The following is a 16,040-nucleotide window of genomic DNA, read 5'->3' as shown; positions in this document are numbered from 1 at the left end:
ATTGACTGGTTCATGCCTTGGAGTGAACAGATAAAAGAAGAGTTTGGAATAAAGGACGATTAAATCGAAAATGTGATTTAATCGTCCTTTTTAGGTACACTATATAATTTGGCGCTTACAGACTATCTTCAAATATATAGTAAAAAGGCTGATAGATGACAGTTTCAGGACCTAATGGGTGATTGGTAACTATCACAATAAAAGCCTTTTTATTTATATTTCTTATTCTTGGTATATCTTCAAGTGTATCAGTAAAATACAAATCTGCAGGAATAAGAGTGTTAGATATTGTATAAGGATGATGTAGATGATAATCAAGTATATTGGTTATTCTTTTTATTATATGAGAATTTGAATGTACTATAGAAATAATCATGAGATCTCACCACCTATTAAATAAAAAAAGGACTATTAATAGTCCTTGAGCGTGTAAACACACTGTTATAGCTTCCGTGAACACAATACATGAATAACTCACTATATGACATAACATATATCATGAAACGGAAAATAATGTCATGAAAGATAGGAAAATGAGAATTTTACGCTCATGAGCGCCATACGCTCATATTTATTTCTATGCTTAAGACATAGAGGTAAATAGATATGTCAATGGGAGAGAGATTAAGAGAAGCAAGAAATAAAATAGGATATTCACAGGAGGAAGTGGCAAGACGTATTGATTTAGATCGTACAACTATAGGAAAGTATGAAAATGATGCATGTGTACCATCTTCAACTACTCTTGCAAGACTAGTAGAAATCTATTGTACAGATGCGAATTATATTTTATATGGTAAAGAGATGAAGGTAATGAATATATCTCGAGTGCCAAAGAACTGTATGAGAGATATCTATATGTTGCTTTCAGAATATCTTATAGAAGATTATGCACATAATGAAAACATCCACGAGTAGTGGATGTTTTTAAATCTGTGGTTTGATTAATACTCTTCCTGTACCGCGATAAACATTAACTAAACCTTCACCACTCATAGCTGAACCAATGAGTGTTTTACCGCTTCTTTCTACTGTAAAGTCAAGGTTTTCACTCCAGGCAATGGCGAATGAACCGTCAATCTTTAACGTATCGTTATGTAAATCTATTGTGATAAGTTCTTCTTGTGGTACATCACATTCTAAGACTACTTTACCAGAACCTTTTAGACATAGATTAAATAATCCTTCTTCACCAATAGTTTGTCCTGATACACTTTTAATCATAGATGCACTTAAGCTGACTTTGGTTTCAGATGCACAATATAAACCATCCTCTACACACATCGCTCCATTCCAATCATCTAGATCTTCAATAATATAATGTTTATAACTTGGTTCTGTGACTATTACACCTGTACCAACATATTGTGGTTTAATAGTGGATTCACCAGTGACCTGCGCATTAAAGAACTTTTTAATTGTATCTCCAATACCCTTTAAACCTGTTGTCTGATGTACATCACCCACATACCATTGCATTGCCCCTGGCTGTATATTGACACTTTCATCATTTAAAGTAATCATTAGTTGTCTTTTCTTTACATTCATCTGACTCATATAGAACTTAGTTTGTGCATCCTCTGCAGTACAGCTTAAATCCTTATCATATTGAATGACTTTAAAAATCCCTTTACGACTTACTACAGAAACATTACTATTATCTTCAAAATTAAAAATTTGGAATCCCATAAGAAAACCCTCCTTTACACTATTATATACGAAAAAAAGGTCTTATGACCTTTTTAAATCTTAATAATACCATCTACAGCTTTTTTCTTTAATTCTTCAATAATAGAGACTCCTGCACTCGTACCAATACGTGTTGCTCCATTTTGAATCATCTTAATAAAAGTATCCGCATCTCTAATACCACCTGCAGCTTTTACTTCTACTTCATCACCCACATGTTTTTTCATTAATGCAACATCTTCAAATGTTGCACCACCTGTTCCAAAACCAGTAGATGTTTTAATAAAATCAGGTTTAACCTCTTTCGCAATTTCACATAACATAATTTTTTCTTCATCTGTAAGATAACAGTTTTCAAAGATGACTTTACAAGGAATATTGTGGGCATGACATGCATCTACAATCTGTGTCATTTCATCTTTAATATAATCCCAGTTCTTATTCTTAACTTCTGTTTGATTAATCACATAATCAATCTCTGTAGCACCTTCTTCAATCGCATTATTTGTATCAAATACTTTAGAGGCAATAGTAGTTTGTCCTAATGGAAATGAGATGGCAGCTCCTACATGAATATCAGTACCCTTTAGTAGTTCTGCACATAAATGAGACTGTACCTGATTGATTGCAACCATTTTAAAATGATAATCCTTTGCCTCATTACATAGTTTTTCCATATCTTTACTAGAAGCATCAGTATGAAGATTAGTATGATCAATCATCTGTGCTAATTCATCAATAGTATATTCTTTCATAATCATCTCTCCTTTACATATATACTAACATTATAACATCATTATGTCAACATTATGTAAATATATCACTTGTGTTTTTTATGTGATAAAATAGTATATATATAGGGAGGAGGGACTCTTATGAGCGCTTTATATTTAGATGTAAAGAAAGACTTATTAGATAAAATTACATCGGGTGAATATTCAGAAGGAACCATTATTCCTACAGAACATGAACTTTCTGATTTATACAATGTGAGTCGTCCAACGATTAGAAAAGCTGTACAAATCTTAGTAGATGCAGGTTATTTAGAAAAGAAAAAGAAACGTGGTACGATTGTATGTGCACCTAAAGTCATTCAAGATTTTACTCAATCAATATCAAGCTTTGATACACAGATGAAAAGACATGGTGTTGTATCTAAAACACAGGTGATTACATTTAAAATGGAAGAAGCATCTAAAGAGATTGCGAAATCTCTACAGATTCATGAAAAAGATTTAGTCTATAAGCTTGTTCGTTTACGTTATACAGATCATAATCCCAATGTCTTTATTACAACCTATATTCCTGTTTCTTTATTTCCGGGTTTACTCGATATCGACTTTACGCATATTAGGCTCTATGATGTTTTTGAGAAACAGGGACATAGTATTGATACAATTGATCGTACATTAGAAATAGCTCTCGCAGATGATACTATTGCGGATATGCTGGATATAGATGAAGGAGACCCACTATTCTATTTCCGCTCTATTGGTTATGATACACAAAAGAATCTAATAGAATATTCTATTGCCCGTTATAGAGGAGATATTAATACATTCACATTACATCTTAATCAGCACAAAGGAGAGTAGTATGAGCTACCGTTTAAAATACCATGTATGTCCTGAACATGGCTGGATCAATGATCCCAATGGTTTTTCTTATTTCCAGGGATATTATCACTTATTCTATCAATACTATCCAGATGAACCTGTATGGGGACCTATGTATTGGGGCCATGTAAGAAGTAAGGATTTAGTTCACTGGGAAAACTTACCTATTGCCTTAACTCCAGGAGATAAAGAAGATCTTGATGGCTGTTTCTCAGGAAGTGCAATAGAGTACAACAAACGTTTATATTTAATCTATACAGGTAATATTTATGATGATCCTGAACATATCACATTTCATCAGAATGTGAATATTGCCTGGAGTGAAGATGGTATTCATTTTCATAAGTATGAAGGAAATCCAGTGATTAATGAACCACCTACAGATAATACATATCATTTCCGTGATCCTAAAGTATGGCGAGAAGATGATCATTTTAAGATGATTATTGGTGGTCAGAAGGAAGATGGAAGAGGACATGTACTCATTTATAAATCAGATGATTTAATCAATTGGGACTATTTAGGTGAATATGGGCATGCTTCTACAATTGATCATGAAGGGAAGATGTGGGAATGTCCTGATTTATTTAGACTCAATGGAGTGAATGTATTACTTATGTCACCACAAGGTATTAAAGAAGATGGTGAAAAATACAGAAACTATCATCAGACAGGCTATAAGATCAGAGATTCTTTTGTTGAACTTGATCATGGACATGATTTCTATGCAGCGACTACAATGCTTGCACCAGATGGTAGACGTATACTCATGGCATGGATGGATATGTGGCATGGTGAATTCCCTGAAAAAGAAGAAGGGTGGTCAGGGGCTATGACCTTCCCTAGAGAACTTACTATTCATGATAATCATCTCTATATGATGCCAGTAGAAGAACTTGCATTATTAAGATGTGAAACTAAAAAAGTAGAGGTCACTGACTATTTACTTCCATCTAAGCAGGTAGAAATAGATTTAGATATTTATGATGGTTTATCTCTCGATCTAAGTAACCTCTATACACTTACAGTAAATAATCATAAAGTAACTGTAATGAATCAGACAGAACGTGTAGGGACTATTAAAGAATATCAGTCTTTAAAGCTATTGATTGATTCTAGTAGTGTAGAAGTATTTATAAATGGTGGAGAACTTGTCTTTACAGATAGAGTTTATTTTAAAGACACACCAGTGCTTTCACTTAATAAAAAGATGACTTATAGAATCACAACATTAAGTAAATGATATTTCCAAGGGGGAAAAAATATATATGAAAAAAATAGAATTTAAGTCTATGTTGGTGTCTATTATTCTTGTATTACTAATTTATTATTTTTATACACCAGCATTAAATATTCATGCGATAGAATTCTGGATATTTATTATTGTCGCATTATGTATTTATGGTGCTTCTACTTCTTATAGCACATTACTTGGTAAGAGATTTAAACCTGAAAAGGTAGGTTATTTAGGTGCTGCAGTAGCATTGATTGTGGCAGGTGTTTTAGTGACTGATTTATTCACAAGTAAGGTCTTCCATGCATCACGTTATGCAAGTCGTATAGAAGTAGAAAACGTAAAGTTCAATAATAAGACATTACATGAAGTAGATTTCTCTAAGACACCTATTATTGACCGTAAGAGTACTGTAAAGCTTGGAGACAAGGTAATGGGTGAGATTCCAGAATATGTCTCTCAGTTTGAAGTAAGTGATGATTATACACAGATTTCTTATAAGAATAGTGTCTATCGTGTCACTCCACTTGAATATGCAAGTTTCTTTAAATATCTTACTAATAGTAAGAATGGTATTCCTGCTTATATTACAGTGAATTCTACTAATGGTAAGGCAGAAATCGTTAAGTTAAAGGATTTAGGTTTGGATGGTATGAAATATGTACCTTCTGCCATTCTTAATCATAATTTAAATCGTAAACTACAATTATCTTACCCTACATCCATCTTTGGTTCTCCTTCATTTGAAGTAGATGAAAAAGGACATCCTTGGTATGTATGTACAACATATACTTACTTTGGTGTAGGTAATAAGAAGAAGGTGACTGGTGCTGTCCTCTTTGATCCAATTACTGGTAAATCTAAGAAATATGATAAAGACAAAGTACCTAAATGGGTGGATCGTGTATATCCAGAAGAACTCATTATGACTGAAATAGATGAAAACGGAAGCTTACAGGATGGATTCTTTAACTCTGTCTTAGGGCAGAAGAATGTGACAGTCACATCTGAAGGTTACAACTATTTAGAAAAAGATGGCGATATCTGGATCTATAGTGGCATTACTTCAGCCAATAAAGATTCATCTAACTTAGGCTTTGTATTATCTAATTTACGTACTCATCAAACTTTACGTTTCTCTTGTTCTGGGGCAAATGAAAAAGCCGCAATGAAATCTGCAGAAGGTGAAGTTAAGAACTATGGTTATGATGCCACATTCCCATTGTTAGTCAATGTAGGTGGTCATCCTGTTTATTTGATTTCACTTAAAGATAGTGGAGGACTTATTAAACAATATGCGATGGTAGATGCGAAAGACTATCAGAAGGTCTCTGTTTATTCTGCAGATTCAGTTAAGAATCTAGAACTACTTAAGAAGAGTTTCCTTTCTTCTCAGACAATTACAGAAGAGTCTGATGCCGAAACTAAAAAGAAGGATATCACAATCGCAAATGTACAAATTCTTAATGTAGATGGCAAATCTAAGCTATTTATCGTAGATACAGAAGGTAAGAAATACAAAGCAGTCATTACATCAGAAAATGAAAACACACTGGCTTTCTTAAAAGCAGGTGAAACAATTCATATTCGTTATATTGAAATGAATGATGTGAATGTGATTAAGAGTGTAGGTGAATAAAATGAAAAGAATAATGAAGATTTTCACAGTTACTTTAGTATGTTTATCATTATGTGGATGTTCTTATTTCAAATCTAAGCTCAATGACATTAAAGGTAGTTTAATTGGGAATGGCTATACAATTGATACATATGATAATTATGGGAATAAAGTATTTGAAACAAAAGGTCAGAAGATCAAAATTACTGGTAATAAAGTAAAAGAATCATCATATAATTCTGATGGCAGTGTAAAAGAAACATATAGTCTTTCTTCAGTTGTTACTATCACAATTGATGGGAATGAAATAGAAAGCTGTGGAGATACATGTATCTTTGAACAGAAGGGATTAGATGCAGAAGTAGACTTTACTAAGAAGCATATCAATAGTACTGCAGACGGAATCACAGCCAATACAGCTATCGCAAATTACTTAAATAAGTATAAGAACTTATTTGGTAAAAGAAGAGTCGTAGTCGTTAAGTCTCAATTAGGACAGCCTATTAAGGCATATCAGGGTGATGATGTATATTGGGAAATTCCTGAAAGCCTTCCTAAGATGACTAAACTCATGATTGATGGTAAAGCACTTTATATTCATCGTGCAAACTTCCAGATTATTGATTCAGATTGTTTAACAGAAGAGTAGCTTGTCTACTCTTTTTTAGTTGACTATGAACTTTACTTTAGGGTTAAAATAGTATTATGGAGGATATGTTTATGGAGAAATCAAAAGTATATTTTACAGACTTTCGTACGCATGTTGGTGTAAGTTTAACTGAAAAGTTACAGCGTTTAATCAAAAAAGCAGGAATCACTGATATTGATATGGATGGTAAGTTTGTAGCTATCAAGATGCATTTTGGTGAATTAGGTAACCTATCTTATTTACGTCCTAATTATGCGAAAGCAGTCGCAGATGTCGTTAAGGAATGTGGAGGAAAACCATTCTTAACAGATTGTAATACTTTATATCCTGGTTCTAGAAAGAACGCTTTAGAACATTTAGATTGTGCAAATATCAATGGTTTTAATACAATCACTACAGGGTGTCAGATTATTATTGGTGATGGTTTAAGAGGAACAGATGATATTACAGTACCTGTAAGAAATGGTGAATATTGTAAAGAAGCCTATATAGGTCATGCAGTCATGGATGCGGATATCTTTATCAGTTTAACTCATTTTAAAGGACATGAATCTACAGGCTTTGGTGGTGCGATTAAGAATATTGGTATGGGCTGTGGAAGCCGTGCTGGTAAGATGCAGCAGCATAATTCAGGCAAACCAATTGTACATGATGATTTATGTAGAGGATGTCGTCGCTGTGCTAAAGAATGTGGCAGTGATGCAATTACTTATGAAAATGGTAAAGCAGTCATCAATCAGGATATCTGTAAAGGATGTGGCAGATGTATTGGTGCCTGCGCATTTGATGCGATTGAAAATCAGAACTGGGATGCTAATGAAATACTTGGTAGAAAGATGGCAGAGTATTCGCAGGCAGTATGTGATGGAAGACCAACATTCCATATTAGTTTAGTGAGAGATATTTCACCTAACTGTGACTGTCATGGTGAAAACGATGCACCTATCTTACCAGATGTTGGTATCTTTGCGTCATTTGATCCTGTTGCCTTAGATCAGGCATGTGTAGATGCATGTTTACATGCAACACCTATGCCTAATAGTCAGTTATCTGATAACTTAGCTGATCCACATTGGCATCACCATCATGATAACTTCCTTGACTCAAATCCTAATGTTAGATGGAAAGAAACATTAGAACATGCAGAAAAGATTGGTTTAGGTACAAGAGAATACGAACTTATTCAAATGAAATAATAAAAAAGAAGAATTGAAATAACTCAATTCTTCTTTTCATCTGTTTGTTTACGATATTGTGTGGGTGAACAATGATAAGTCTTACTAAACTTTTTAGAAAAGGCAAGGGCATCAATAAAGCCTACACTGGCTGCAATTGTAGATACAGGGAGATTTGTACTCTGTAACAAGCCTGCAGCCTTTTTTAATTTAATTGAAAGCAGATATTGTTTAGGTGAAATATCAAATTTCTGATGAAATAATCGTGTCATATAATTTGCATGAATACCAAACTTATCCGCAATCTCACTCATTTTAAGGTTATATTGATAATTCAAATCCAAATAAAGACGAATTTCTTCGGCAAGTGAATACTTCACATTATTATTGAAATGGATATTTAACTCTTCATATAACATTGCGAAAATATGAAGAAGTATACTATTTGATTCAAAATATTCAGCATCTGTATTAAAGGATAAATCTAATAGACGTTCAATCTGTTTATAATATTGATTCACAGCAACATTATGAATAATGTATTGATCATGTGTATCTTTTGTAAGGGAATAAAAATATTGTTCCGCATTAATACCTAAGAAATTGACCCATCCATATTTCCATGGATGGTTTTTATCTGCTTGATAGGTAGCCACCTTATTGGCAGGAATGAGGAAAATATCTCCTGTCTTGACATCAAAGGAATGTTCATTAATAGTCAGTTGTCCTTTTCCAGAGAAGACAAAATGCATCACATAATAAGATCTTACAATAGGTCCATAGGTATATTCACATTTACATTGTTCTATTCCAGCACTGTATAAAGACAAATCCGTATTGGCTTTATAGGTTTTACTGTGAATACGTTCTTTATATTCTTTCATATGATCCCCTAAGTTAGTTTTTTCCATATATTCGTTATGTATTTCTATTCTTATTATATTCTTGACGTTGTTTAATGTAAATAAAGTGAGGGTTATGTATGAAAAATAGAAAACAAGCATATCATATAGAAACAGAAAAAGGGTTAATCAATGACCCAAATGGGCTTTCCTATTTTAAAGGAAAGTATTATGTCTTTTTCCAATGGAATCCTAATACGACAGACCACTCTTATAAAGTATGGGGGAAAACAACCTCTCAAGACCTTATTCATTGGAGTGAGCCTATTATCGCATTACAAGCTTCAGAAGCTTATGACAAGGATGGGACGTATTCAGGAAGTGCAGTCAGTGATGGTGAGACATTATCTCTTTATTATACGGGAAATGTGAAGAGAGAAGGCGTAAGATATCCTGAACAATGTCTTGCACAATCAAAGGATGGTGTTCATTTTAAGAAATATGGTTCTGTACTCTCTCTTCCTGATGATTATACAGGTCATTTTAGAGATCCTAAAGTGACTAAGGAGGATGTCTGGAAAATGATTATTGGAGGACAGAATAAGAAGACTGGAAGAGGAAATATTATTCAATATACATCAATAGATGGAACCTCTTTTAAGTTTAATAAAATCATTGGAATATCTAAACAGTATGAAATGATAGAATGTCCTGACTTATTTACACTTGATGCTCATGAAGTATTAATTTATGGCTTGCAGTCAAGAAATAATGATACGGATGAATGTCTTGATGCACACGCTGTTTATTTAATAGATACATTGAGTGATTTAGATAAAGGAATGCATATGGATGAAGGGTATGATTTTTATGCACCACAAACATTTGTGGATGCTCAAGGAAGACGTATTATGCTTGCCTGGATGTCACGTTTTAGTGATGCGCAAGAAGTAGAATTCGCTAAGGATGGACATATTCATTGTTTAACAATGCCTCGTGAATTATCTGTAAAAAAAGGAAAATTGATACAGTTACCTGTAAGGGAGATGTATGAATTATGCCATGAAATTCCTTATACGAATCATATGAAAATACAAAGACAGGCGATGATAGAAATCAGTCCCTTGGAACATATATCTTTTTCAATCAATAAGGAATTAAGCATTCACTTTAATGAAGGCATAAGTATTGAACGCTATGATTGGGCAGAACAGAAATATCAAAAGAAATCATGGCCTATAAAAATCAATCATATGGAAATATGGCTGGATACATCAAGTGTAGAAATATTTGCGAATAACGGAGAGTTTGTTTATTCTGCACGTCTTGATCCACAGGCTGAAGACTTACTTCTTGCAAGTAGTAAAGAATCACAAAATATCAACGTATACAGATTGGAGATTTAAAATGATTACAATAAATAATAGTATAATTCATCTTAGAAATACACATATTAGTTATATATTAGAAGTATTAGACCAAAAGTACATTTTACAAAGATATATAGGGAAACCACTTCGTCATTATCATAAAAGTCCAATGACTTACTACAAACGCGGCTACAATACTGAACATGATGTCAGTATCGAAAATGCATCTTTTGATGATCTTCCTTTTCTCTATCCACAATTAGGTCATGGAGATTATCGTATACCTGCCATTGAAGTAGAAGCACACCATCAACGTTATTGTGAATTATTGTTGAAGGAAGTGCATGTACTAGATGAAAAGAAGACTCTTTCAGGATTACCCTCACTTAAAAGTCATGGCAGAAGTGAGACACTAGAAGTAGTCTATGAAGATAAGCATATTGGCTTAGAAGTTAGTCAATATATCACTATTTATGAGGATTTAGGCGTTCTTTCATTTTCAGCTTCTTTTAGAAGCTGTAAAGAAGATCTTATTCTTTATAATACACAATCTGTTTCTTTAGAACTTCCATCACAGGATTATCAAGTGATGACAATGTATGGCTTACATGCAAAAGAAGGTAATATTCAGCTATCTGCACTTAATACAGGTATATTTCAAATAGAAAGTACAAGAGGCAGCAGTAGTCCGCAAATGCATCCATTTGCGGCATTAATATCAGGTTCTGATATATATGCAATGCATTTTATATATAGTGGAAATTATTGTTGCAAGATACAAAAGGATTCATTTGGAAAAGTTCGTATGCAGATGGGTTTACATCCTTCTATGAATAATTGGCACTTACATAAGGGAGAAGAATTCTATACACCTGAAGTTGTTGTGAATTATAGTAGTACAGGTTTAGAAGGGATGAGAATGAATTTCCATGAACTCTATCGTCATCACTTATTACCACAATCACAGGAATTACCTCCTATATTATTAAATACCTGGGAAGCTATGTATTATGATGTGTCTTTAGAAAAGATTGAAGAACAAGCCAAACTTGCGAGTAAACTAGGTATTGAATTACTTGTATTAGATGATGGCTGGTTTAGAAAAGAAAATAATAGTCATAATTCTATGGGAGATTGGAAATGTAATACGAGTAAGCTTCCAGGTGGTATACAAAAAGCGGCTGAACTTGTTAAATCATATGGTTTGAAGTTTGGTTTATGGTTTGAACCAGAAGCTATTAGTAAAAACAGTGATTTATATATAAATCATCCAGATTATGCATTATCAGTAGATGGATATGAACCTACTTTAGGCCGTCATGAATATCTTCTTGATTTATCCAGGGAAGATGTGCAGAATTATTTAATTCATATGCTTGATTCTTATCTTTCTACAGGACTTATTGATTATATCAAATGGGATATGAATAGACCGATGAGTGATGTATGTTCTCATATATCTCAATATAGTACAGAAGTGGCTCATAGATATATGCTTGGTCTTTATCATGTGCTTGATGTGATTACATCTCGTTATCCTGATGTTCTTTTTGAAGGATGTTCAAGTGGAGGTGCACGTTTTGATCCAGGTATCTTATGTTATATGCAGCAGAACTGGGCCAGTGATAATACGGATGCACTCAATCGCAGTGTGATTCAAGATAGTTTTAGTCTGCTTTATCCACAATCAGTGATAGGTGCACATATCAGTGCTGTTCCTAATCACCAGACAGGACGTATTACATCCTTAGAGACACGTTATGATATCGCAAAACTATTTAACTTAGGTTATGAACTTGATCTTACAAAGTGTACAGATGATGAATTAGATGATATTAAGAAGCAGATTCAGGAATATAAAACAATAAGAAAAGAAACACTCAACGGTGAATTACATGCTCTTGAATGTGATGAAAATCATTTGGGCTGGGAAGTAGTCAGTCTTGATAGAAAGACTGTTTATGTTGTCATAATGACTCGTTTTTATAATCCTCTAACTGCTCAGAAGTACTTTAAGTTAACATACTTAGATGAAGATTCTGATTATTTAGAATGTCATACACAAGAAATCTATGGTGGAGATGAGCTGCAGCATATGGGCTTATGTGTACCTTTAGAATATGGTGATTTTAAAACTTACACATTTATACTAAAAAAAGTATAAATGGTTAGAAAAAGCCATATTTATATTATGTTATTCCATTCAATTAATGCGCTTTAAGAGGTATAAATATAATCAGTAAAGCGCTTAACAAATTAAAAAGGAAAGGTTAGAAAAATGAACGATAAAGAACTTGCATTAAAGATTATTGAATTAACTGGTTCAAAAGAAAACATTAGTTCAGTAAGACATTGCGCAACAAGATTGCGTTTAGTAGTAAAAAACAAAGATAAAATCAATGTGAAAGCAATTGAATCACTAGATAAGGTAAAAGGATCATTCTTCAATTCAGGACAGTATCAGATTATTCTAGGGACAGGTTTAGTAAATCGTGTCTATGATGAAGTAATCAAGGTGACTGGAGAAGAAGGTAATAACAACGATGAAAAAATAGTATACGGAAATAAATTCCAAAGAGCTATAAGAATATTCTCTGATGTCTTTGTGCCAATTATTCCTGTACTTGTCGCAACAGGTTTATTCATGGGTCTAAGAGGCTTATTGACTCAAGAAGCTATCTTGCATCTTTTTGGTTTAACAACTAAGAGTGTTCCTGCAAACTTACTTACATTTACACAGGTATTAACGGATACCGCATTCGCATTCCTTCCTGCACTTGTATGCTGGTCAACATTTAAAAACTTTGGTGGCAGTCCTGTAATTGGAATTGTATTAGGTTTAATGCTTGTAAGTCCTAGTCTTCCAAGTGCATATGATGTTGGCTCTGGTGCTGCAAAACCATTGATGTTCTTCAATTTCTTAAAGGTATCTGGTTATCAGGGTTCTGTATTACCTGCCTTTGTGACAGGTATTCTTGGCGCCAATATGGAGAAATGGTTAAGAAAACGTATTCCAGATGCATTAGATCTTATTCTTACTCCATTCCTTACATTACTTATTGGTATGACAGTCGCATTATTTGCGATTGGTCCAGCCCTTCATACAGTTGAAACTGCTGTATTATTTGTAGTTGAAAATTTATTGCAGTTACCTTTAGGTCTTGGTGGTTTATTATACGGAAGTTTTGGACAGTTACTTGGTATCTTTGGTATTCATCATATCTTAAATTTCTTAGAAATCAGTATGTTGGCCAATGATGGCTGGAACTATTTAAACCCAATTGGGACTTGTGGAAACATTGCACAGGCAGGTGCTGTATTAGCTATCGCAATTAAAGTTCATGATCAGAAAATGAAACAGGTTGCTTATCCATCTGCTTTATCTGCTGCATTAGGTATTACTGAACCTGCAGTATTTGGTGTCAACCTTCGTTTAGTAAAACCATTTATCGCTGCGATGATTGGTGGAGGTGTTGGTGGATTCCTTGCTTCTATCTTCCATCTTAAAGCAACAGGTATGGGTATTACAGGTATTCCTGGTACATTACTTTACTTAAATGAACAGTTACCATTCTATATTCTTGTTAACTTAGTCGCATTTGCGGTGGCTTTCTCTATTACATGGTTATTCTGTGTTCCTAAGACAGAAAAAGAAGAAGTCGTAGAACCAAAAGAAGAAAAAGAAGTTTCTAGTGAATCTTTATTTGCGATTGCATCAGGAGATGCGATTGAAATGAGTGCAATCAAGGATCCTATGTTTGCAGAAGGTATTATGGGACCATGTGCAGCTATTGAACCAGCTGATGGTAAGATCTATGCTCCTGCAGATGGTACAATCAGCTTTATCAGTGAATCAGAACATGCAATTGGAATCATCACAAATGAAGGTGCAGAACTTCTTCTACATTTAGGTATTGATACAGTAAAAATTACCGATGAAAAAGTATTTGATACAAAAGTCACAATGGGACAGAAAGTCAAAAAGGGTGATCTTCTCACTGTAATGGACTTAGATGGAGTAGAAAGACATCAGTGCCAGAAAACAGTTATTACGATTGTCACTAACCATAACAGCTATACTGATATTGCTCAGGTGAAAACAGGTTCAATTACGCCTGATGATATTATTATGGAGCTATCACTTTAGTCAGTTCTTTGAACTGACTTTTTTGGAGAATAATATGAAAACAATTGTCAGTGATTTAGATGGCACATTACTTAATAGTTATGGAGTAGTAGATCCCTTCACTAAAGAAGTATTGAATACATCACCTATCTATAGAATTATTGCGACAGGACGTAGTTACAAGACAGCTTCTCCTTTGTTGAAGGGAGTAGATATAGATTATTATGTATTATTGAATGGTGCAGAATGTCGAAATAGTCAGGGAGATATTCTTTATAAAGAAAATATCGATCTAAAGATTGCACATACTATTATGAATGGCTTATTAGAACGTCATATAGATTTTGAAATTAATACGGAAGAAGGGGATTATTCTACTGATACTGTATTTTGTGATACAACAGCACAACTTTCAGAACAACATCTTCAAGATTATAAAGAAATAAGAAAGATATTTGTATTTGTGCATGATGAACAGAAAATCAATCAAATCAAATACTGGCTTGATCAAATAGAAGGAATTAATGTCACTTCATCATCCTGGTGGAATATTGAAGTTACATCAATGAATGCGAATAAAGCACTTATGGTAAAAAGAGTGATAGAAACACTTCATCCTTCTGATGATGTTTATGTATTTGGTGATGGTTATAATGATCTGAGTCTTTTTAAAGACTACAAGCATACACGAGCTATGAGTAATGGTGTGAATGCACTAAAACAGATAGCAGAAAAAGTGATTGATAGTAATGATGATCATGGTGTTGCGAAAGAAATAATTGATTTGGTTAAGGATTAGAAAAAGCAGGCGGTGCCTGCTTTTAAATTATTTCAAAATATTTTAATGCATTATATAAACCATCTTCATCGATATCATCTGTGACATAGTCTGCAGCTTTTTTAACATCATCCTCTGCATTACCCATGGCAACAGAAATTTTTGTATATTCAAACATATCAATATCATTCTTGCCATCACCAAAAGACATTGTTTCACTTTGATCAATAGAATAATACTTTAATACTTCATGAATACCATTCTGTTTACCACCTGTCGCAGGAATGATGTCCACTGCCTGAGGGTTCCATTGTGTCTCCTTACAATGAGGCATAAGTTCCTTAATTTCTTTTAATCTTTCATCATTTGTATCATAAGGAATGACCTGATAAATAGGATGTGTATAACCTCTATGAATATCTCCTAATTCTGGTAGTGGTGTAGAAATAGCTTTCTGTACTTTTTCTACAACTTCATTATTAAAGTTGATATACATGAGTTCATCTTCTACAAATATGCAGGGCATATGGTTTGTATCCACATAATTGATGATGTTGTTGATGTCTGTTTGTTTAATAGGAAGTCCATAAATCATTCCATCTTTATTGAAACAATACTGTCCATTTAAAGTGATACAGGCATCAAATTCTAAATCCTGTATAGGAAGATCCCTCATCTCACTTAAATGTCTTCCTGTCGCAATAAATGTAAGTATACCTTTTTCTTTTAATAGTCTTAATGCTTCTTTAGTAGATTCTGGAACACTATACGTAGTATGTGAAAGTAATGTTCCATCTATATCAAAGAAAATTGCTTTTATCATAATTTTCTCCATTTCCCCGCGCCTTTGTTGCGCGGACACAAATATATAACCAAACTCAAATCCCCCAAAACTCTAGTGTGCATCTCGATATAATAGTATAATCAAAGAGAGGTGGTATAC

At 33.6% G+C, this 16,040-nt stretch carries 15 protein-coding genes; 10 read left to right on the top strand and 5 right to left on the bottom strand.

Going from position 1 to position 16,040, the window contains the following annotated elements; all coding sequences use genetic code 11:
• Positions 1-115: 115 nt before the first annotated feature.
• A complete protein-coding gene (locus H8909_RS10600; protein ID WP_187012815.1) occupies positions 116-376 on the bottom strand; it encodes a hypothetical protein in 261 nt (86 codons plus the stop codon).
• A 230-nt stretch (positions 377-606) separates the two neighbouring features.
• Between H8909_RS10600 and H8909_RS10595 the strand changes: the two genes are divergently transcribed.
• Complete coding sequence (locus H8909_RS10595; RefSeq protein ID WP_117459570.1) at positions 607-918, top strand: helix-turn-helix domain-containing protein; 312 nt, start codon at positions 607-609, stop codon at positions 916-918.
• A gap of 9 nt (positions 919-927) precedes the next feature.
• Here H8909_RS10595 and H8909_RS10590 read toward each other — a convergent pair whose 3' ends face one another.
• Both H8909_RS10590 and deoC read right to left on the bottom strand, forming a co-directional pair.
• Positions 928-1,689 (bottom strand): AIM24 family protein, encoded by a 762-nt coding sequence (locus H8909_RS10590; RefSeq protein ID WP_022425201.1) that lies wholly within the window; start codon positions 1,687-1,689, stop codon positions 928-930.
• A 53-nt stretch (positions 1,690-1,742) separates the two neighbouring features.
• Complete coding sequence (gene deoC / locus H8909_RS10585; RefSeq protein ID WP_117459571.1) at positions 1,743-2,444, bottom strand: deoxyribose-phosphate aldolase; 702 nt, start codon at positions 2,442-2,444, stop codon at positions 1,743-1,745.
• 120 nt (positions 2,445-2,564) lie between these two features.
• Between deoC and H8909_RS10580 the strand changes: the two genes are divergently transcribed.
• The 5 genes from H8909_RS10580 (at position 2,565) to H8909_RS10560 (ending at position 8,002) form a co-directional block, all read left to right on the top strand.
• The gene (locus tag H8909_RS10580) at positions 2,565-3,284 is read left to right on the top strand and encodes a GntR family transcriptional regulator (RefSeq protein WP_187012814.1); all 720 of its coding nucleotides are present in this window, start codon (positions 2,565-2,567) and stop codon (positions 3,282-3,284) included.
• Position 3,285: 1 nt separating this feature from the next.
• Positions 3,286-4,548 (top strand): glycoside hydrolase family 32 protein, encoded by a 1,263-nt coding sequence (locus tag H8909_RS10575; RefSeq protein WP_187012813.1) that lies wholly within the window; start codon positions 3,286-3,288, stop codon positions 4,546-4,548.
• Positions 4,549-4,573: 25 nt separating this feature from the next.
• Entirely contained in the window at positions 4,574-6,178 is a 1,605-nt protein-coding gene (locus tag H8909_RS10570) for a hypothetical protein (protein ID WP_187012812.1), read from the top strand.
• A 1-nt stretch (position 6,179) separates the two neighbouring features.
• Complete coding sequence (locus H8909_RS10565; RefSeq protein WP_187012811.1) at positions 6,180-6,806, top strand: DUF5052 family protein; 627 nt, start codon at positions 6,180-6,182, stop codon at positions 6,804-6,806.
• Between the two features lie 71 nt (positions 6,807-6,877).
• Positions 6,878-8,002: a DUF362 domain-containing protein gene (locus tag H8909_RS10560; protein ID WP_187012810.1), complete on the top strand. Its 1,125-nt coding sequence runs from the start codon at positions 6,878-6,880 to the stop codon at positions 8,000-8,002.
• A gap of 23 nt (positions 8,003-8,025) precedes the next feature.
• Here the strand turns inward: H8909_RS10560 and H8909_RS10555 are convergent, their stop codons facing one another.
• A complete protein-coding gene (locus H8909_RS10555) occupies positions 8,026-8,865 on the bottom strand; it encodes an AraC family transcriptional regulator (RefSeq protein ID WP_238928270.1) in 840 nt (279 codons plus the stop codon).
• Positions 8,866-8,963: 98 nt separating this feature from the next.
• Between H8909_RS10555 and H8909_RS10550 the strand changes: the two genes are divergently transcribed.
• From H8909_RS10550 to H8909_RS10535, 4 genes are all read left to right on the top strand, one after another.
• On the top strand, positions 8,964-10,229 hold the full coding sequence (locus tag H8909_RS10550) for a glycoside hydrolase family 32 protein (RefSeq protein ID WP_187012808.1): 1,266 nt from the start codon (positions 8,964-8,966) through the stop codon (positions 10,227-10,229).
• A gap of 1 nt (position 10,230) precedes the next feature.
• Complete coding sequence (locus H8909_RS10545) at positions 10,231-12,357, top strand: alpha-galactosidase (RefSeq protein WP_187012807.1); 2,127 nt, start codon at positions 10,231-10,233, stop codon at positions 12,355-12,357.
• A gap of 114 nt (positions 12,358-12,471) precedes the next feature.
• Positions 12,472-14,340 carry a sucrose-specific PTS transporter subunit IIBC gene (locus H8909_RS10540; protein ID WP_187012806.1) on the top strand — a complete coding sequence of 623 codons (1,869 nt, stop codon included), beginning with the start codon at positions 12,472-12,474 and terminating at the stop codon, positions 14,338-14,340.
• 34 nt (positions 14,341-14,374) lie between these two features.
• Complete coding sequence (locus tag H8909_RS10535; protein WP_187012805.1) at positions 14,375-15,118, top strand: HAD family hydrolase; 744 nt, start codon at positions 14,375-14,377, stop codon at positions 15,116-15,118.
• A 22-nt stretch (positions 15,119-15,140) separates the two neighbouring features.
• On the opposite strand, the gene H8909_RS10530 is transcribed toward H8909_RS10535, so the two are convergent.
• On the bottom strand, positions 15,141-15,920 hold the full coding sequence (locus tag H8909_RS10530; protein ID WP_187012804.1) for a Cof-type HAD-IIB family hydrolase: 780 nt from the start codon (positions 15,918-15,920) through the stop codon (positions 15,141-15,143).
• Positions 15,921-16,040 lie beyond the last annotated feature (120 nt).

The organism is Catenibacterium faecis, from assembly GCF_014306455.1.
Taxonomy (GTDB): domain Bacteria; phylum Bacillota_I; class Bacilli_A; order Erysipelotrichales; family Coprobacillaceae; genus Catenibacterium; species Catenibacterium mitsuoka_A.
This window is presented reverse-complemented; position numbering and strand designations above follow the sequence as displayed.